10 protein-coding genes are annotated in these 20,506 nt (G+C 68.6%); 3 read left to right on the top strand and 7 right to left on the bottom strand.

The features are described from left to right. Positions 1-31 precede the first annotated feature (31 nt). Positions 32-3,166: a (Fe-S)-binding protein gene (locus ACQP0C_RS39730; protein ID WP_433728725.1), complete on the bottom strand. Its 3,135-nt coding sequence runs from the start codon at positions 3,164-3,166 to the stop codon at positions 32-34. 464 nt (positions 3,167-3,630) lie between these two features. On the opposite strand from ACQP0C_RS39730, the gene ACQP0C_RS39725 reads away from it, so the two are divergent. Beyond that, positions 3,631-4,365 carry a hypothetical protein gene (locus tag ACQP0C_RS39725; protein ID WP_433728722.1) on the top strand — a complete coding sequence of 245 codons (735 nt, stop codon included), beginning with the start codon at positions 3,631-3,633 and terminating at the stop codon, positions 4,363-4,365. 55 nt (positions 4,366-4,420) lie between these two features. On the opposite strand, the gene ACQP0C_RS39720 is transcribed toward ACQP0C_RS39725, so the two are convergent. The 6 genes from ACQP0C_RS39720 to ACQP0C_RS39695 form a co-directional block, all read right to left on the bottom strand. Further along, complete coding sequence (locus tag ACQP0C_RS39720) at positions 4,421-5,305, bottom strand: NRDE family protein (protein WP_433728720.1); 885 nt, start codon at positions 5,303-5,305, stop codon at positions 4,421-4,423. 170 nt (positions 5,306-5,475) lie between these two features. Continuing rightward, positions 5,476-6,789 (bottom strand): S1 family peptidase, encoded by a 1,314-nt coding sequence (locus tag ACQP0C_RS39715; RefSeq protein WP_433728718.1) that lies wholly within the window; start codon positions 6,787-6,789, stop codon positions 5,476-5,478. A 111-nt stretch (positions 6,790-6,900) separates the two neighbouring features. Then, complete coding sequence (locus ACQP0C_RS39710; RefSeq protein WP_433728716.1) at positions 6,901-8,265, bottom strand: S1 family peptidase; 1,365 nt, start codon at positions 8,263-8,265, stop codon at positions 6,901-6,903. A 168-nt stretch (positions 8,266-8,433) separates the two neighbouring features. Then, the gene (locus ACQP0C_RS39705) at positions 8,434-9,579 is read right to left on the bottom strand and encodes a hypothetical protein (protein ID WP_433728714.1); all 1,146 of its coding nucleotides are present in this window, start codon (positions 9,577-9,579) and stop codon (positions 8,434-8,436) included. A 45-nt stretch (positions 9,580-9,624) separates the two neighbouring features. After that, positions 9,625-12,366 carry a LuxR C-terminal-related transcriptional regulator gene (locus ACQP0C_RS39700; RefSeq protein ID WP_433728712.1) on the bottom strand — a complete coding sequence of 914 codons (2,742 nt, stop codon included), beginning with the start codon at positions 12,364-12,366 and terminating at the stop codon, positions 9,625-9,627. Continuing rightward, entirely contained in the window at positions 12,366-14,210 is a 1,845-nt protein-coding gene (locus ACQP0C_RS39695) for an Hsp70 family protein (RefSeq protein ID WP_433728710.1), read from the bottom strand. Before ACQP0C_RS39695 ends, ACQP0C_RS39700 begins: the two co-directional genes overlap by 1 nt. A gap of 292 nt (positions 14,211-14,502) precedes the next feature. Between ACQP0C_RS39695 and ACQP0C_RS39690 the strand changes: the two genes are divergently transcribed. After that, entirely contained in the window at positions 14,503-18,639 is a 4,137-nt protein-coding gene (locus ACQP0C_RS39690; RefSeq protein WP_433728708.1) for a beta strand repeat-containing protein, read from the top strand. Between the two features lie 42 nt (positions 18,640-18,681). Beyond that, entirely contained in the window at positions 18,682-20,496 is a 1,815-nt protein-coding gene (locus tag ACQP0C_RS39685; RefSeq protein ID WP_433728706.1) for a dynamin family protein, read from the top strand. Positions 20,497-20,506 lie beyond the last annotated feature (10 nt).

The raw sequence follows: 20,506 nt of genomic DNA, 5'->3' as shown, positions 1-20,506 counted from the left end.
GCGCACCCGGGCCGATTTTCAGGTTTTCCCGTCAGTTCTTACGGCCGGGGGCCTTGGCCCCGGATTTGAAGCCGAGGCCACCGGGCTTGGCGGTCGGCGGCGTGACTTCGGGGGCGCCGTTGCCGGAGGTGGCATGGGTGGGCTGTTCCGGTTCCGGGGTCGAATCCGCAAGGGCCGCAGCGGTTTCCGCGGCGGGTGTGGATTCGACCGGGGTCGACGGTGCGGCCGTGCCGGGAGCCTTCGGGCCGGGGCGCTTGAAGCCGGACTTCATGGCCAGGCCCTTGGCGGGGATGGACGGCTTGGTTTCGGTGGGGGCCGAAACCGGTTCGGCGGCGGGGGTTTCCGCGGCCGGGGCGGGAGCGGCCGACGCCTCGGCCGTTGCTGCCGCGGGTGCCGGTGCCTTGGTACCGGGAGCCTTGGCGGCGCCCTTCATCGCCAGGCCCTTACCGCCGGGTGCCTTCGCCGGGCCCTTCATGGCCAGGCCCTTGACCGGGGGCGCGGGCGTGGCCGGTGCCTCGGCGGCCGTGGTCGCTTCGTCCGCGGCAGCGGCGGGGGCCGCCTTGGCGCCGGGGGCTTTTGCGCCACCCTTCATACCGAGACCGCCGGGTGCCTTGGCTCCGGGTGCCTTGGCGGGGCCCTTCATCGCGAGGCCCTTGACCGGTGCGGCCGGAGCCGAAGTCGCCTCCGTATCCGCGGCCGGTGCCTTGGCTCCGGGTGCCTTCGCGGCGCCCTTCATCCCTAGCCCACCGCCGGGTGCCTTGGCCGCACCCTTCATGCCGAGACCGCCGGGCGCCTTGCCGCCGCCCTTCATCGCCAGGCCGCCACCGGCCGGTGCCGCCTTCGGCTCGGCCGCGGCCTCGGCGACCGGGGCCGGTTCGGGGACCGCGACCGGTTCCGGCTCGGGGGCCGTCTTCGGTTCCTGCACGACGGTCAGGTTTTCGGTCAGCGTGGCCGGATCGACGCGGTCGATGGCATCGAGCATGAGCTGGGCGACATCGACGACCTCGACGCCCTGGCCGACCTCGCCGCCGTCCTTGCGGGCGGTGACACCGTCGGTGAGCATGACGCGGCAGAACGGGCAGCCGGTCGCGATCTTGGACGGTTCATTGCCGCCGCCCAGGGTGGACAGGGCTTCATCGACGCGATCGATATTGATGCGCTTGCCGAGCTGTTCCTCCATCCACATGCGGGCGCCACCGGCACCGCAGCACATGGAGCGCTCGCCGTGGCGTGGCATTTCGACCAGGGTGGACCCGGACGCCTCCATCAACTCGCGCGGTGCGTTGTAGACCTTGTTGTGGCGGCCCAGGTAGCACGGGTCGTGGTAGGTGACGTTCTGCGATACCGACGCGACCGGGATCAGCTGCTTGTGCCGCACCAGCCGGTTCAGCAGCTGGGTGTGGTGCACCACCTCGTAGCTGCCACCGACCTGCGGGTACTCATTGTTCAACGCGTTGAAGCAGTGCGCGCAGGTGACCACGATCTTCTTGCGCGACTGTTCGACGCCTTCGAAAACCGAGTTGAGCAGTTCGATGTTCTGGGCTGCGAGCTGCTGGAACAGGAACTCGTTGCCCGCACGCCGGGCGGAGTCACCGGTGCAGGTCTCGTCGGCGCCGAGCACCATGAACTTCACCCCGGCCGTGGCGAGCAGTTCCGCGACCGCCTTGGTGGTGCGCTTGGCGCGATCCTCGTACGCACCCGCACAGCCGACCCAGAACAGGTACTCGTAGCCGTCGAAGGAGTCGGCGTCCTGACCGAAGACCGGGATCTGGAAGTCGAGTTCGTTGATCCAGTTCAACCGGTCCTTGGCGTTCTGGCCCCAGGGGTTGCCCTTGTTCTCCAGGTTCTTGAACAACCCGGCCAGCTCGGAGGGGAACTCCGATTCGATCAGCACCTGGTAGCGGCGCATATCGATGATGTGGTCGACGTGTTCGATATCGACCGGGCACTGTTCGACACACGCACCACAGGTCGTGCACGACCACAGCACTTCCGGATCGATGATGCCGTTGAGATCTTCGCCACCGACCAGGGGACGCTCCGCCTCGGCCTTGGCCGCCGCGGAAATCTTGGCCAGCTTGCGCTCATCGGGCTTGCCGTCGGCATCGACCAGACCGACCTCGTCGCCGCCCATATCCTTGCGGCCACCGGCCAGCAGGTACGGCGCCTTCGCGACGCCGTGGTCGCGCAGCGACATGATCAGCAGCTTGGGCGAGAGCGGCTTACCGGTATTCCAGGCCGGGCACTGCGACTGGCAGCGACCACATTCGGTGCAGGTGGTGAAGTCCAGCCAGCCCTTCCAGGAAAAGTCCTCGACCCGGCCGGCGCCGAAGGTGTCGACATCCGGGTCGGCGGTCTCCATATCGACCGGCTTGCCCTTGGACATCATCGGCTTGGCGGCGCCGAGCGCGACGCTGCCGTCGTCCTCACGCTTGAAGTAGATATTGAAGAAGGCCGCGAACCGGTGCCAGGCCACACCCCAGTTGATATTGCGACCGACCAGCAGCAGGAAGGTGCTGCCCGACACCATCTTGATGAACGCGAAGACGGCGACCATCGCCACACTGGACGGCAGCAGCTTGGCCACCTGCATGGTGAAGAAGTCGGTCCACACCTCGGAGTGGCCGTAGGTGGCGATCTTGCCCGCCTTCACCATGACCATGCCGATGCCCTCGAGGAAGACGATCGCCTCGATGACATAGGCCGGACCGAATTGCGAACCGCTGAATCGCGACAGCCGCGCCGGCACCCGCGGGTGGTTGAGCTGGCGAATGGCGATCAGCACGAGGATGCCGATCACGGTGCCGATGCCGAGCACCTCGTCCCACAGGTGGTAGATGCCCCAGCCGCCGATGATCGGCCAGTGGAATTCGGGATCGAAGGTCTGCCCGTACGCCTCGAAGTACAGGATGAAACCGCCGAGGAAGCCGATCATCACCAGCCAGTGCGCCCAGCCCACGGTGCGGAATTTGTTCATCCGGGTGTGGGCGAGGAATTCGACGATCATTGTCTTGAGCCGAGGGAAGATCGGCCGCCAGCGATCCGGCGCGGGTTGGCCGATCATGATCGCGCGGGTCATCTTGCCGACGCCGCCGACGAATGAAGCCCAACCCAGGAGGCTGAACGCCACACCAATCGTGCCCAGCGTCAGTGTCAGGGCATTCATGTCGCGACCTTTCTTTTGAGGCAACACGAGCGTGGGCGGCGATTGCGCCACCCGGTTGGCTCGTATCGTAACCGCAGGTAAGTTACCCACCGGTAACTTACCTGTCTATCGTACGATCGGCAGTTGGTCAGTGCCCCCTCTTCCTGGGGCTTGACCTGGATTCTGCCTGTGATGGATCTCACGAAGATCCGACAATTCGGATGTGAGTTCGGGCGACAACCACCGTAAACAGTCAGCAAAGCCGTGCTGACGCTAAGGACAGGCTTAGTCACGCGGAGATCACAGTATGAACAACGGATCTCGCATCTTCATGTCGGTTGGATTACGCTCACGACGTTCTGTCTGATGTGCCTGTCCTTCACACTGCTCGGGGAGAATCCAGAGGCCGACCACTCTGGGTTGATGAGCGCTCTCGCGTGTACGAAGGCAGCTCGCGGACAACCTGATGATGGATTGGATACTGGATGAAACTCCGCAGCACCACCGCGGCTGCCGCGATGGCCATTGGTGCGATGACCATCGGTCTCGGAACCGCGCATGCCGAACCGGTCGCACCGGCTGATCCCGGCCTCACCTACTCCGTCAAGTTGGTGGACAAGACCGTTGTGGCGGCGCTCAAGGGGGGGACCTTCTCGCTGACCGAGGAGCCCGGCGCCACCGCCGAAGACCCGAAGACCACGGTCGCCAACGTGCGGGACGGCAAGGGCAACACCGTCGTCTCCTTCCCCTTGAACGTGGACGTCGACGGCAAGCTGGTTCCGGTCAAAGCGGATATGAAGAACGACGGCACCGTTCTCGAGGTCACCCCGGAAAAGCCGGCGGATCTCGTCGTGTCCGACAAGCCGGTTGTCGCTAAGCCGGTTGTCGCCAAGGAAGTCGCGTCGCCGATCGAAAACCAGCGCGCGCAGAACGAATTCGCCAGCAACTTCGGCATCGCGACCGCGGTCGGTGGGTTCATCGGCACCGCGATCGGTGCGATCGCCGGCTGCATCATCAGTCTCCCGGTCGGCTGCCTTCCGGGTCTGGTGACCGGTGCGGGCATCGGCGGCATCCTGGGCACCATCGCCGTCGGCGGTCCGACCCTGGTCGCCGCGGGCGTCGAACTGCTCAACACCATCCAGGCTCCGGACGGGACCACGAAGTGGGCCGACAAGCCGGTGGCAGCTGCCGCGCCAGCGCCGGCTCAGACGCCGAACTGACTCGAACCGAAAACCGACCGGCCCGCTCTCCGAGGAGAGCGGGCCGGTCGCGTTCTCAGGCCTGATGCTCGCGCAAATCCAAACTGCCGCTGAAGGTTTCCTCGCCCTTACCGCGCCCGAACCGCCCGAATGACCGCTCGGCCATTTCGAAGGAGCCGTCCTCGCGCACCAGCAATACCGTGCTCGCCCTGGTGCCGTGCAGTGTGTTGGCGATGAATCTGGCCGAGAGCGTGCGCTCGCGGCGCAGCGGAACTCCGGTGTGCGGCAGGAGACCATCGGGCGCCTGGGTGCGATCGGCCAGCACCGCGAAGTAGCGGGCCAGGTTGCCCGGATCCGATTCGACCACCGTGCGCAGTTCGGTGAGGCCGGTGCGCACCTTGGGCCACATGGGTTGGGGCGCTTCCAATGCCGCCGCGGAGCCCGGTGCGGCCGATGTCACGAAGGTGCCGTTGGACACACCATGGAAGCCCGGTGTCAGCTCTTGCGGCGGAGCCGCGCTGCGGTTGGAGTGCCACCACAGCGATTCGAGGTCCGAGACCAGCACGTTGTAGCCGTTGTAGTCGTCCGGAGCGGCGGCGACGTCGAGGACGTACTTTTCCGGACCCGGGATATCGTCGCCGACATCGGTGCCGCGCAGGAAGTCCATCAGCAGCGCCCCGCGCGAACGGGCGTCACCGCGTTCGGCTTTCGGGTTGCGCACATTGGTGACCGTGGCGAATCGATTGCGCCCCTTCGCCTCCCGCGTCAGGCCGAGCCAGGTCCCCGGCGGATCGCCCGCGTGTTTGCCGATCGCCCCCAGATCGCGCCCGGCCAGCAGTCCCGGCACCTCGGACCACCATCGCATCGACTCGGTCGGGCGGGAGTAGAACTCATCGCGATTGGCCGCGACGATCAACCGAAATTCCGGATGCACCCGCCAACCGATCAACACCAAACACATGCAGTCCAGGATGCCGGAACCAGGCGGCGCCCCATAGGGCCTTTCGGGGCGTTCGGGCTGCGCAAGGTCAGCGGATCGCCCGCAGTGACAGCAAAAAGGCCGACAGCGTCGCCGCTGCCGGCCTTTTCGAGCCCTTGGCTAGTTCCGGGTACCCACCGGTCGGTTCGGGCTCAGTTGTTGACCTTGAGACCCGGGTTGTCCGAAAGCACCACGCTGACCGGCTGTGCGAACAGCTGCGGTGCATTGCCGGTAAGGGCGCCGATCAGATTCGGGATCTCGCAGATCGGGAAGTCGGCAACCGACGATGCGCTGGAGATGCCGAGCGCCATCCGGCCGGAGACGATCGCGCCGCCGCTGTCGCCGGGCAGGGCGCAGATATTGGCAGAGAAGGCCTGGGTCAGCTCCCGTTCGCCGACCTGCACGGTCTGGTCGACGGCGTTGACGATGCCGCAGCTGAAGCCGGTGCGCGCACCGGACTTGCAGACCGGAGCGCCGACCACCGGCACGGCAACGCCCTCGATGGCGACCGACGCACCCGGCTGGCGCACGAAGTTGTTCGTGAACCGATCCCTGGCCTGGTCGTTGATCCGGATGATCGAGTAGTCCTGCGCGCCCAGCACCGACTTCTGGAAGGTGCCCAGCTGCGCGCCGGGCCGGTCGCCGGCCATTTCGAAGACGCCGGAGGCATTCGCCGAGCCCGCCGACGCGATGTCGGGGTTGCAGTGGCCCGCGGTGATGTTCACGACATTGCCCGCCCGGTCGGTGCCATTGAAGCCGAACGAGCACCGCAGCGACGTCTTCCCGGCGATCGAGGCATAGGCGTCACCACCGGCCACCGGGCCGGTCCCCATCGCGCCGGCGACCGGAGTCGTCTGCAGCTGCTCACCGGCGACCGGCGGCGCCATCACGATGACCCGCGACGGATCGATGAAGTTCGGCATCGGCAGACCGGCCTGCTCGACCCGCACCGCGATGCTGTTGTTGACGGTGTCGACGACCACGCCGCGCACCAGCGCGGAAACGGCCTCGGGCTGCCCGTCCAGCCAGCGCTCGAACGCGCTCTTCTCACCGCGCAGCGCCGCCTCGCTCTTGGCGACATTGCGGACCTCGAATCCGGCCGACGCGGCGGCCTTGCGGGCCTCGTCGGTGCCGGGGCCCTGCGCGAGCGCCACCACGGCCTTGCCGCCGTCATCGAGCCACGCGCCGCCGAAGACCTGTGGGAACTGGCGCTGCGCCGTGGTGGCGAAGGCCGCGACCTGCTGGGCCAGATCGGCGCGGTGCAGGTACTCCTCGGGGGAGATCTTCAGATCACGCGCGACCGCGGCGATCAGCTCGGCGGGCAGGGCGGGCTGATCGGGTTGCGCGTTCGCTACTGCCGCCGTCGGACCGAACAGCAGAATCGCCGCCGAGGCGGCGATTACTGATTTTCGGACTCGGGTCTGTCGCGCAGCTGATCGGAACTGACCTATACGTGGCAGGAGCATGCCCATACCTTAAGGTGTCCGGCCGGTTATGCCTACTCATGTCGGAATGTTGTGCTGCCCACGGTGAATCCGGCGGACCGTGCCGCGCAGAAACAGTGTCAGGCAACGGGATTACCCGGCGTTCGGCCGGGTCCGCACCGTGATGCCATTGCCGACGCCGCCGCCGGAGGCCGCATCGATATCGGCCAGGATCGAACGGATCGGAATGCCGAGCGTCGCGGTGCCGCCGTACTGCGCGAGCGCGATATTGGCCTCATTGCAGTCGGGTGCGTCGGCGGCGTTGGAACCGCTGGTGATGCCGAGGGCGAGGGTGCCCGAGACGATCGCGCCGCCGCTGTCACCGCCGAGTGTGCAGGCCGAACTGGCGAAGCCGCGCACGGTCTTGCTCACGCCCTCGGAGGTGTAGAGCTGGGTCTCGACCCGGTCCGCCACCACGAACCCACAGGTGAAGGTGGACGACTGGCCCGATTTGCAGACCGGAGCGCCGGTGACCGGCTCGGCGGTGCCGGTGATGGTCAGCGTGGTGCCATTGGACCCGCGCACCGACGGCTGGTCCATACCCGCGTTGACCGAGCGCTCGTTCAGCTTGATGACCGAGTAGTCGAGCGCGCTCGGGCCGCCCAAGCGCGCCGCGACGAAGTTGCCGAGCTCGATGCTGTTCGGGATGTCACGGATATTGGGCAGGTAGACCGCGGCCTGCTGATCGCTCTTATCGATATTCGGATCGCAGTGGCCCGCGCTGATATTCAGCGCGTTACCCGCCGCGTCCACGCTGTTGAAGCCGAACGAGCAGACATCGACGCCGCGCAGCGAGGTGTCCTTCAGCGAGGTCGGCGCGGTGATGTAGGTGTCGCCGCCCATCGGACGGCGCTCGACGGGACCGCCGCTGTTGGGCGACAGGATGACCTTGACGTTGGCGATCAGGGTCGGCAGGTTCAGTGCGTGGCCGACCGGTGTATTGGCCACCGACATGATCAGCTGGCTGTTCAGGAAGTCGATCGCGACGGAGTTGATCGACTGGGAGATCTCCTTCGGCAGCGTGGTGATCCACTGATTGAGCTGCGCCAGTGAGTTCTCCAGGCTGTTCGCCGAGACCGGGGCGAGCCGGGTCTGATAGCCGTCGGCCGCGGCGATCTTGGCGGCATCGACCGAGGTGACCGCGACGATCGGCTTGCCGTCGGTGCCGATCCAGGCGCCCGCGTAGGTATCGGGACGTTCGCTGCGGAACGAGCGCGCGTAGTCGCTGAGCTGCTGGGCCTTGGCCGAGCGCTCCAGGTACTCCGCAGGCGTCATCTTCAGATCGCGGGAGATGGCCTGCACCAGTTCGGGCGGCAGGTTCTCCGCACTCAGCTGCCCTGGTGCTGTCGGTTCTGCCGAAGCGGCGGTGGTGACGAGTAAGGGTGCGATGAATACGGTCGCGGCGAATCCGATCGAGGCCGCCTTGACCGCGGCGCTACGCGCCACCAACTTGCGCATGAAGTCCCTTCGTCGGCACGAGGTGTGCCAGCTACGTCCGTGGGCCATGGGCTGCATCCGCTCGGCGCACAGTCTTCGTCCAGCAACAGACCTGTTGTTCGCAAATTTTCCGACAACACCGGTCAGCCGATCACTTTAAGGCACAAACCTGTGTCGGGCCCCACTAAATCATCGAGGAGATGGGAAGTCGAACGTGTACTGCGGTTCCCACGGCTGCGGACTCCAGCCAGGAGCGGTCCACATGGGGAATGGGCGTGTTGTCGTGGTTCGGCTCGGCCGCGTGGTGGTCGGCGGTGTCGTCGTGGTCGGCGGCTCGGTGGTTGTGGTGGTCGGCGGCGGTGTCGCGGTCGGCGCCTCGGTGGTCGTCTCCGGCTCGCTGCTGGTGATGACGATGGGCGGTTCGGTGGTGGTGACCGGCGCGGTCGGGAGGTTGACCGGCGGTTGCGGCGACGGGCTCACCGATACCTGATCGGATTTGGCATCACGCATCGGCGGCACCGGGGTCGCAGGGTCATGGAAGAGCACCGAGATGCCCAAGCCCCCGAGCACTAGGCCGATGACGGCGGCGACCCCGATCAGCAGTGGCGTGATGTGCGGTGCCTTGGGTTTTTCGGCGGCGGCCGCGGTCGCGGGCACCTCGACGGCGGTCGGTGCGACCGGTTCGCCGACCGGCGCGACGAGCGGTTCGCCGATCGGAATCGCCGCCGAATAGGCCTGCGGCTGGGCATCGGGTGCCGGCACCGCCGGGATCACGTCGGTGACCACGGTCGAATTCTCGGCATTGCTCGGATCCGGCGGTGTCGCGCCCGCGGGTGTCGCCAGCACCGCGGCCAAGGCCGCCCGAGCGGCGTCGTAGGCGTAGGACTGCTCCGGTGCGACAGCATCGCTGCCGGGTAGGTCGCCCTCGCTGACCAGCAATACCGAACGCAGGCCGAGGTAGTCGAGGGCTTCGCGCAGCGAGAGCACGTATTGGGACGGCCACTCGGCGGGGTAGGCCGCGTAGAACTCGGCGGCGCCGTTCAAATGTTCGGCGGTGAGATTGATCAGGCAGAACAGTGCCGTCGCGACCAGGTCCTCGGCCCGGTAGGCCTCGCCGTCGTCGACGGAGATACCGGCGGGATCGCCGACCGCGGCCGCGAAACCGGTGATCGAATGCGTATGACCGGCCGGGGCTGGACCGCCGAGGACGGTATCGCCGTCATCGGACATGTGCAGGATCGACTCACGGACGATGAACTGTGGTACGCCGCCATCGGTCACGATGGCCGCTGTGCAGTTGTCCTCGGCGATGCGCAGGCCCACCCCAGTGGCCATCCTCAAATACCTCGCTTCGGCGTCACGGATCGGCTGGCACCCCGGTCACACCAGCAGTGAGCCGTGTCCCATGGCGCGGAGCATCGACAATAGCTCCGAACGGGAACGGGCACCGATCCGGCGTCGGATACGGGCGACATGATGCTCCACGGTCTTCGCCGAAATATACAGACGAGCGCCGATCTCCCGATAGGTCAGACCGAGGAGCACGAGTTCGGCGACCTCGCGTTCGCGGTCGCTGAGGATCGCCGCGTCCGGGACGGGTTCCGGCGGCGGCGTTGGCCCGTCGCCGTTGGTCGCGGCGGGTGCGGCCGGGCGGATCGGCTGCTCCTGGGGCCGGGCGTCGGCGCGGACGGTCCTGGCCAGTTTGAGCAGTGCCGTCGCGGTGGCGGAATCGGCGGCCGCGAGTGCGGCCTCGCTCGCCAGCCGGGCGGCGTCCCAGGTCAGGCCGATCTCGCTGAGTCCGGCCACGGCCGCCTGCACCGGGGCCGCGGCGACCTGTCCGCGCAGCACGAGTACCCAGGTGCGACCCGCGTCGGCGAGGATCGCGGCGTGCCGGTCTCCGGCCTCGGCCGCGGCCTTGAGCAGCCGGGCGTGCGGGAGCAGCTCCTCCGGACTTTCGTGTGCGATCGCGGCCTGTACGCCGTACCAGTGAAAGGCATTGGCCCAGGCAGGCGGTTGGTCCAGCCGGCGCAGCAGCGCCAGGGAGGCATCGACCAGCGGCGCGATCCGGCGCTCATCGCGCAGCCGGATGCCCGCCAGCCACAACTCACCGATCGGCAGCAGGGTGAGCAGGTCGGCATCGACATCATCGAAGAGCGGATAGGCGGCCTGCCAGGCGCGGGTGAGCGCGGCATGATCGCCGCCGCGGCGGGCCAGGCCGACCGCGACGCCGTGTGCGAGCAGACGGTCGCGGATATCGAGCGAATCCGGTTGCAGCGCGGCGACGGTGGCCGCGGCGGCCTGTTCGTCGCCGCCGAGCATCGCGGCCCACGCGGTGAGCACCTGCAGTTGATGGCAGCGCAGGCCGCTGGTGCCGGCCCGGCGCAGTGCCTCACCGGCGCGGCGCGGTTCACCGGTGCTCAGGCATAGCAGCGTCGCGATGGAGACCGCGGTGCACGGCAGGAACCGATCGCTGCTCGCATCGGCCTGCGCGGCCTGGATGAGTGCGGATACCGCTGCGGCGGTGCCGGTTTCGTGTTCGACAATGGTACGGGCGAGCGCGCTGGCGATCAGGCGGGCGTGTGCGTTGGCCTCGGTTGGCGGCCACTGTGTCGAGGATTTGGACAGCTCGGCCGCCGCGGTCACGTCACCGGCGAGGTACTGCACGGTCGCGCCGACCGCCCAATCCGCGCCGACCCGATGCGCGCCGAGCCAGGAATACAGCTGGGCGGCGCGGCCGACCAGACCGCGTCGGGTGAGCACGGCCGCGCAGATCCGCACGGCCGCGGCCAATTCCGCACCCGATACACCCGGGCGAGCCAAGAGCGGTTCGGCCAGTCGCATGGCCGTATCGCCGTCGCCGGTATTCGCGGCCGCCTCCGCCCAGCGCAGCGCGATGAGGTCGGGATCGGCGCCGCTGGCCGTCGCGGCGGCGTAGTAGCGGATGGCCTCACGGCCCGCCTTTTCGGCTGCGGCGCAGAGGAATTCGGCCAGCCGCTGATCGCGGACGCCGGATTCGGCGAGCAGCAGCGCGGTGTGATCGCGCAGCAGGCCCGCGTCCAGTCGCGCGTTGAGCAAGCGACGCTGCACCGCCACGAAGCGGCGATCGCCGAGCAGGGTGCGCAGCGGCGTGACGGCTGGCTCGAGCAGCAGATCGGCATCGGTGACCAGGGCACTGGCCCTGGCCCGGTCGATAAGGTCCTGGGCGGCAGGGGAATCCACGCCGAGGACCTCGGTGAGTTCGGTGGAATCCAGGCCGGTGCCGGTCGTGGCGACCACCAGGGTCTCCAGCAGATCCGGCTCGAGATTGTCCAAAAGGGCACGGGCCCATGCGGCGACAGCGTCGTCGACGGCGCTGATCCCGGCATCGAGACGGGCCGAACAAGCGGCGGTCAACGCGGCGACCACACCGCCACGGCTGCCCGCGGTCTGGCGATGGATGTGCTGGGCGACCGGTCGCGGCACCGCCATGCCGAGTTCACGGGCGAACGGCGCGATATCCGAGACACCGAGGGCGCGCAGATCGGCCACCCGGCCGCGGCGGGCGACGGTGTCGGCGAGTGTGCGCAGGTGCGGATCGTGCGGACGCGGCTGGGTCGCGACGATGACCGTGTAGCGGCCGGATTCGATGGTCGCACAGAGGGATTCGAGATCGGCTGCGCCGAGGGTGTGCGCATTGTCGATGACCAGGGCGGGGCGCGGGGCGGCGGCGCGCGGATGGGCGCCGTTGTTGGAGCGAATGCCCGGGCCGGGCTTTTCGGCGGTTCGGACCAGATGGCCGCTGCGGTGGCCGTCGCCGCTGACATGGTCCGCGCTGTTCGCGCGGATGCGGTTGGCGTGCGCATCGGTATCGGCGTGCGGCCGGTTCGGATCGTGGCCGTCCGTTATCGCATGCCCGCCATCGACTGAGCTGACCTGCGGTGCAAGGTATTCGGTCAGCACCGGATCGTCTTGGAACGGAATGCCGTGCGCGCGCAGGCGGGCCCGGATCACCGAAAGCAGGGTGGATTTGCCGGAGCCGGAGCGGCCGCGGATGAGATAGACGACCGGTTGCCGGTCGGCGGAGTCCAATTCGCGAAAGATCTCCCGCGCGCAGGGCAGCGTGTCGAAGGCGATGTCACTCATCATCGGCCTCCGGGAATTTTCGGCAGTGCGGATACGACGCCTGGGACGGTGTCCCCCAGGGGAATGGTGTCGGTCGGCAGGGGCAGGTGCACGGTCGGGACCTGCGGTTGCGGGATGGGCTGCGGTGTCGACTGTGGCTGCGTTGTCGGCTGTGGCTGCGGTGCCGGAGCCTCCGTCGTCGGCTGTGCGGCGGGTGCCGGTTGACTCTGCGTCGGTTGGCTCTGTGCCGGTTGGCTCTGGGCGGGCTGGCCATCGGTGGTCTGGACCGGCGCGGATTGACCGTTCACCGCGGCGGCGGTGTTCGTGGCCGGGGAACTCGATTGTCCCGCAACAGGTTTCGGCTTGTCCGTGGTTCCGGCGGGCGAGTCCTTGGCGGAGGTGGTCGCGGTATCGGAGGTGTTGCCGCTATTGGTCACCGCGACGACCGCGGCACCCGGCGCGGTCGTCGGGTCGGGGCTCGTGGGTCGGTTCGGCCCCGGCTGCGCGCCGGTGCCGATGGCGACGGTACCGGTGGCGAGTGCGCCGAGTATCAGGGCCGCGCCCGCGATGATGGCGGCGCGCTGGCGGCCGGAGAGCCTGCGGCGGGACCGGTCGCGGCGTTTCGGCAAGGTCTGATTGGGCACCGTCGCGTTGTCGTCGGCCGGGGTGCGCCCGGTCATGCGGGAGTTGGGCGCGGGCGGCGGCTGCACGCGTCGCGGCACTGTCGGAAATTCGGTGGTCTTCGCGATGCCGACGGCCATGGCAGCCACGGGGGTGCGATCCACCGTCGCCGACAGCAGATCCGCGGCCAGCTCGGCGGCACCGAGTGCGCTGGTGAACTTCGGCTCGGGTGCCGCGACCACGGGGAGCCCGAATTCGGTCGAGACCAATTCGGCGACCAGTGGGATCGCGCCGCCGCCGCCGGTGAGCAGCACCCGGCCGATATCGCCGATATCGAGTCCGGCGCGATGTATCGCGTCGCGAATGAGATCGATCGAGGTCAGCAATGGCCCGCGGAGCAGATCCTCGAGTTCGCCGCGGACCAGTCGGATGTTTTCGGCATCGTGATCGGCTGGGTTCAAACGAACCGGGACGACCGTCGCGGTATTTGTGGAAAGCTCTTCTTTCGCATATCGGCAGCGATCGCGCAATGCCGACAATTCTCGTTCGACGACCGGATCGAACGGATCGAAATCATTTCCGCGCAGGGCATTAGCCAGGACGTAGCGCATGGTCAGCAGATCGAATTCGGCGCCGGCAACATCGGTGGTCCGCAGTGGTGCGCCGAGCACTGCCGCGGCAACGCCGGTACGCACCACCGAGACGGTGAGACCGGATGCGCCGAGGTCGTAGACGACCACCGCGCCGTCACCGAGCGGGCCGTGTGCGGCCTCGAGCCAGCGCGCCGCCGCGGTCGGTTCCGGAACCAAGGTCACCTCGCGCAGGCCCGCGCGATCCAACGCGGCCCGCTGCACATCGACGGTGTGCCGCGACCACCACGCCGGATGGCAGGCGACCGTGGACTGCGCTGCGTCGGCGCCGCTCTCGGCGATCAGACAATCGACCGCGGTGGCCACGAGATCCGCTGCGGAGTGGGCGGTTCCGTCCTCGGCGAGAATATCCACCGGATCGCCGACCCGCGCGAGGAAGCCCTCGAGCACAACGTCATTGGAGTGCCTGCCGGTCGGGCGGGCGCCGTCCCCGAACGCGGGCGCCGCCTCCGGGGTGAGGCGCAACACACTCGGATGGGTTATGACGGTGCCGCCGGAGTGGCCCCTGTCGAAATCGCTGCCGTCCCCCGCAGTCGCCACGGCGACCGAATTCGCCGCTCCGACATTGATGCCGAGCGCCAGACGCTCTGTCATTCGAGAACCCCGTTCGAAAACTGTGTGGCCCGGTAGTCGCTGTTGTAGTTCTGGAAGGGGCGGAGTGGACCTGCCCAACCGCAACACTTCTGTCGGTTGCTGGGCGTCCGCCGTTACCGAGGCGGGGAAGTTGCGGGGAAATTCCCCTAATGGTTCGGGTGCCCCTAACGATGACGTGCGGTGCGCAGTAGGGGTGCGCCCCGTTTCGAAGTAACGCTTGACGTCCTTAGCGTGAAATGCATTCCAACGACCGCGGATCGCGAGGGTCCGCTCATCCTGGGAGATGATTTCGATGACACCGAACGCGATTCTGGAGTTCATCCTGAACCTGCTGCGCGACCATGAGGCAGCGGTGGGTTACTGCGCCAACCCCGGGCAGGCACTGGCAGCTGCCGGTTTGCCCGCGGTGACGCCGGAGGACATTGCCGCCGTCGCCCCCATGGTCGCCGAATCGGCCCTGATCGCGGGCGGTTCGCAGCTGTCGGCAATCGTGGCGGCCGGCGGCGCTGGCGCGGCCGACGCGAATGCCGCCGCTGGCGCGAATACCGCCGCCGCGGTCGGTGTCGGCGCGGCCGCCGACGCGGGCGTCGACCTCGGCACCGATATCGATCTCGGCGCCGACCTGGGTGTCGGCACCGGCCTCGACCTGGCCACCGGCCTCAATGGCGCGATCGGCGCTGGCCTGCAGGCCGGCGCCGACCTCGGCGCGGGTGTGGCCACCGGCCTCGGCGGCATTGTCGATGCGGGTGCGGGTCTGACCGCTGGTCTCGGCGGCGTTGTGGATGCTGGTGTGCAGGCTGTGACCGGTCTCACGGCTGGACTCGGAGGCGCGCTCGGCGCCGGTGCACAGGCCGGGGCCGATCTGGCTACCGGGCTGTCCGGCGCGATTGGTGCCGGTGCGCAGGTGGGCACCGGCCTGACCGGGGCGCTCGGCGCGGGCCTCAACGGTGCCGCCGGCGCCGGTGGGCAGGTGATTTCCGGTTTGGAGACCGGTTTGTCCGGCGGTCTCGGCGCCGGCGGCCAGGTAGGCGCCGACCTCGGTGCCGGACTGAACGGGGTCATCAATGCGGGTGCCGACCTCGGCGCTGGCCTGAGCGGCGCCATCGGTGCCGGTGCCCAAGCGGGAGCCGACCTCGGCACGAGCCTTTCCACCGGCCTCAGCGGTGCCCTCGGCGGCGCGGTCGGTGCGGGCGGTCAGGCCGGCGCGGACCTCGGTGCCGCACTCGGCGGCGGCCTGTCCACCGGCCTCAACGGCGCTGTGGACGCCGGTGCGCAGGTCGGTTCGGGCCTCGAAGCGGGCCTGTCCACCGGCCTCGGCGGCGCCCTCGACGCCGGTGCCCAGGCGACAACCGGACTCTCCAGCGCCATAGGCACTGCGGCCGACGTGAACACGAACCTGACCACCGGCCTCAGCGGTGCCCTCGGCGGTGCGACACAGATCGGCGGTGATCTCGGCGCGGGCCTGTCCACTGGAATTGGTGGTGCGGTCGACGCCGGCGCCGGTCTCGGCGGTGGTTTGTCGACTGGAATTGGTGGTGCGGTCGATGCCGGTGCGCAGGTCGGTAGTGATCTCGGCGCTGGTCTGTCGACTGGAGTTGGTGGTGCCTTGGACGCCGGTGCACAGGCTGGTGCCGGGTTCGGTGGCGCTGTTGACGCTGGTGCGCAGGCGGGTGCCGGGCTCGGTGGCGCGTTGTCGACGGGACTCGGTGGCGCTGTTGATGCCGGGACTCAGGCGGGTGTCGGACTGGGTGGCAGTTTGTCCACTGGCCTCAGCGGTGCGGTCGATGCTGGTGCACAGATCGGAAGTGATCTCGGCGCAGGGCTGTCCACCGGAATCGGTGGTGCCGTGGACGCTGGCTCGCAGGCTGGTGCCGGACTTGGTGGCGGGCTGTCGACGGGCCTCGGTGGCGCTGTTGATGCCGGGACTCAGGCGGGTGTCGGACTGGGTGGCAGTTTGTCCACTGGCCTCAGCGGTGCGGTCGATGCTGGTGCACAGGCCGGAAGTGATCTCGGCGCAGGGCTGTCCACCGGAATCGGTGGTGCCGTGGACGCTGGCTCGCAGGCTGGTGCCGGGCTTGGTGGCGGGCTGTCGACGGGACTCGGTGGTGCTGTTGATGCCGGGACTCAGGCGGGTGTCGGACTGGGTGGCAGTTTGTCCGCCGGCCTTGGCGGTGCGGTCGATGCCGGGACGCAGGTTGGTGCCGGACTTGGCGGTGGGCTGTCGACGGGACTCGGCGGTGCTGTTGATGCCGGGGCTCACGCGGGTGCGGATCTGTCTACTGGAATCGGTGGTGCTGTCGGCGGCGGCGCGCAGGTCGGCAGCGATCTCGGCGCGGGGCTGTCCTCGGGTCTGAGCGGCGCGATCGATGCGGGCGGCCAAGCGACCGGTGGTTTGGAAACCGGGCTGTCGACGGGAATTGGTGGCGCTGTTGATGCTGGTGCGCAGGCGGGTGCCGGTCTTGGTGGCGGGCTGTCCACCGGAATCGGCGGAGCCGTCGATGCCGGGACGCACGCGGGTGCGGATCTGTCGACTGGAATTGGTGGTGCTGTCGGTGGTGGTGCGCAGGTCGGTAGTGACCTTGGTGCGGGGCTGTCCTCGGGGCTGAGTGGCGCGATCGACGCGGGCGGGCAGGCAGCTGGTGGTTTGGAAACCGGGCTGTCCACCGGACTCGGTGGTGCTGTTGATGCTGGTGCCGGGCTCGGTGGCGGGCTGTCCACGGGAATCGGCGGCGCGGTCGACGCTGGGGCCGGGCTCGGTGGCGGGCTGTCGACGGGAATTGGTGGTGCGGTCGACGCTGGTGCGCAGGCTGCAGGGGGTCTGGAAACCGGGCTGTCGACGGGACTTGGTGGTGCTGTCGGTGGTGGTGCGCACGCCGGGGGCGATCTCGGTGCGGGGCTGTCCGCAGGTCTCGGTGGTGCTGTCGATGCTGGTGCGCAGGCGGGGGCCGGTCTGTCCACCGGACTCGGTGGTGGTGCGCAGGCCGGGGGCGGTGTGTCCACGGGTTTGAATGGGGTTGTCGATGCTGGGGCGCAGGCGACCTCGGGGATCGAGAGTGCATTCGGTGCTGGTGCGCAGGCGGGCTCGGAGCTCGGTGGGGGGCTGGCTACCGGTGTCGGCGGTGTGGTGGATGCCGGTACGGGGCTGGGGGGCGGAGTTTCTTCTGGCGTTTCTTCTGGTGTGTCGCCCGGGGTCGGTGCGGCCGGTCAGGTGACGACCGGGCTGGAGTCGACGCTGGCCACCGGTGCCGCGCTCGGTGCGGGCGCCGATCTCGGTGGCGGATTGTCGACGAGCCTGGGCGGTGGTTTTGACGGCGGCGGACAGGTCGGGTCGGGTCTGGAGACCGGCCTGGGTGGCGCTGTCGATGCGGGTGCGCATGCGACGACCGGGGTCTCCGGCGCCGCGAACGGGGGGTTGACCACCGGCCTCGGTGGCGGTGCCCAGGCGGGTGCCGATCTCGGCGCCGGTTTGTCGTCCGGTTTGAGCGGCGCACTCAATGGCGGTGCCCATGCCGGTGCCGATCTCGGCGCGGGTTTGTCGTCCGGTTTGAATGGCGCGTTCGGTGCTGGCGCGCACGCGGGTTCAGAGCTCGGTGCGGGTCTGTCTGCCGGTGTGGGTGGTGCTGTCGATGCCGGGGGCCACGCGGTGACCGGATTGCAGTCGGGCCTGTCCACCGGTGTGGGTGGTGCTGTCGATGCCGGGGGCCACGCGGTGACCGGATTGCAGTCGGGCCTGTCCACCGGTGTGGGCGGTGCTGCCGACGCCGGGGGTCATGCGGTGACCGGATTGCAGTCGGGTCTGTCCACCGGGATCGGCGCGGCCACCGGTGTCGGCGGCAGCGCGACGTCCGGTGTGCAGGGTGCGGTCGATGCCGGAACGCATTTGGGCACCGGTCTTTCCACCGGAATCGGCGGTGCCGCCAGTGGCGGTGCGCAGGCCGGAACGGGATTGGAAACGGGGCTCGGCGGCAGTGCGCATGCGGGAACCGGTTTGGAGACCGGACTCGGCGGTGCCATCGACAGTGGCGTGCATGCCGGAACCGGGCTTGCCACGGATCTCGGTGGCTCGGCGAATGCCGGTCTCGGCGGCGGTCTTTCGTCGGGCGTCGACAGCACGGTGCACGCCGGTGCGGCAGGTTCGGCCGCGGGTTCGGCGCACGGCGCTGCCAGCGGTGCCGCCGATCTCGGCGGTCACGCCGGTTCCGCGCTGACCGGCGGCGCGTCCTCGACCGTCGGTTCCACCGCGAATACCTGGTCGTCGCTGGATGTTTCGAGTGCGTTCGGTTCCGGGCTCGACAGTTCGGCCGGTTCGCATCTGGACACCTCGGTGACCGGACACAGCGACTCCGGGCTCTTCACCGACTCGCATGCGGGCACCGACCTGAGCGGACACGCGGGCGGCGATCTCGGCGGCGACGCCTTCCTGCACTAAGAAGGTATCTGCCCCGACAGATATCCGTACGAAAGAGGTTCGATGGGGACACCCGCAGTGCATGCTCAACCGCCCGCAGTACCGCTGCTGACGGTACTGGGTGAAACCATTGCCGCGGCGCGCGCCGCGGGTCGCGATGATCTGGTCGACCGCCTGGAAGTGGCGGCCGACCGGGTCCGTGATCCGCGGCGGCGCATCGTGATCACCGGACAGCTCGGTCAGGGCAAGAGCTGTTTCGTCAATGCGCTGTTGAACCTCGAGATCTGTCCGGTCGGCGACGACGCGACCACCGATGTCCCGACCTTGCTCGCGCACGGTCCGGAACCGCGCGCCGAACTCGTGCTGGCCGGTCCGAGCGGTGCCGAGGAGGCGCGAGTTCCGTTGCCGATGGACGAGATCGGCTCGGTGCACGCACGCGCACCGCAGGCGCACGGCCGTCGCGTGCTGCGTCTCGAAATCCAGCTTCCGAACCCGCTGCTCGCCGATGGCATCGTCCTGGTCGACACCCCCGGCGTCGGCGGGCACGCGAGCTCTTATGCGGCAGGGGTTCTCGGCATGGTTGCCACCGCCGACGCGGTGCTGGTGCTCTCGGATGCCTCCACCGAACTCACCGAACCGGAACTCGCCTTCGTCCGGCAGGTCCGCGAACTGTGCCCGACCACCGCACTGCTGCTCACCAAGATCGACCTGTATCCGCATTGGCGCCAGGTACATCAGGCCGATCTGGACCATCTGGACCGAGCCCGCGTCGATGTCGCGATCATCCCGGTCTCCGCGGTCCTGCGCAGGCACGCGATGCTGCTGCAGGACCAGCAGTTGGGCATCGAATCCGGCTTCGGCGTGCTGTATCAGTTCCTGCGCGATCAGGTGGTGGCCCGCGATCAGGCCGCGACCCGGCTCGCGGTGGCCCACGATATCCAGTCCGCCGCAGAGCATTTGGCGCTCGCGCTGGGCAGTGAACTGGTCGCGCTGCGCGATCCGCGCCAGGGCGCGATGGCGGTGCGCGAGCTGCAGTCGGCCAGGACCACCGCCGAGGATCTGCACCGGCGCACCTCGGCCTGGCAGCTGACCCTGTCCGACGGCATAACCGATCTGGCCGGCGATATCGATCACGATCTACGCGAACGCCTGCGCGAGATCGCCAGAACCGGCGAGGAGTGGATCGATAACCACGATCCGGGCCGACACTGGGACCGGATCGCCGAATGGCTCACCGGCGATATCGACGCCGCGCTCGGCGACAATCTGCTCTGGACCCACACCCGGGCGATCGAACTGGCCGAGCGGGTCGCCGAGCACTTCACCGAACTCGGCGCGGTCGACCTGCCCGATGTCAGCTCGGGCCTGCACACCGAAGACAGCCGCACCGGCACCGGCACCCTCGCCGACCTGGAGCCCGATATCAGCTTCGGCAGCAAGATCCTGGTCGGCATGCGCGGCTCCTACGGCGGTGTGCTGATGGTCGGGCTCGCCACCACCTTCGCCGGGCTCGCGATGCTCAATCCGATCTCCATCGGCGCCGGTGTGCTGGTGGGCGGCAAGGCATTCCGCGATGACAAGCAGGCCAGACTGGCCCGGCGGCGCAACGAGGCCAAGGTCGCCATCCGGCGTTTCGTCGACGATGTCGCCTTCCAAGCGTCGAAAGAGTCCAAGGACCGCATGCACCGCATCCATCGGGCGCTGCGCGATCACTACACCGGCATTGCCGAACGCGCCCTGCGCTCGATCGACGATTCGCTGCGGGCCGCGCAGGAGGCGGCGAATATGGAGACGGCGCGGCGCACGGAGCGCTGCGCGGTGCTCGACCGGCAGCTGCACATGGTCGCCGAGCTGCGACGCTATGCGGATGCTATGTAACCGGCCATCG

It is taken from the genome of Nocardia sp. CA-129566, from assembly GCF_050956075.1.
GTDB lineage: Bacteria > Actinomycetota > Actinomycetes > Mycobacteriales > Mycobacteriaceae > Nocardia.
Note: the sequence above shows the minus strand (reverse complement) of the source record. Positions and strands in the feature narration are given on the sequence as shown.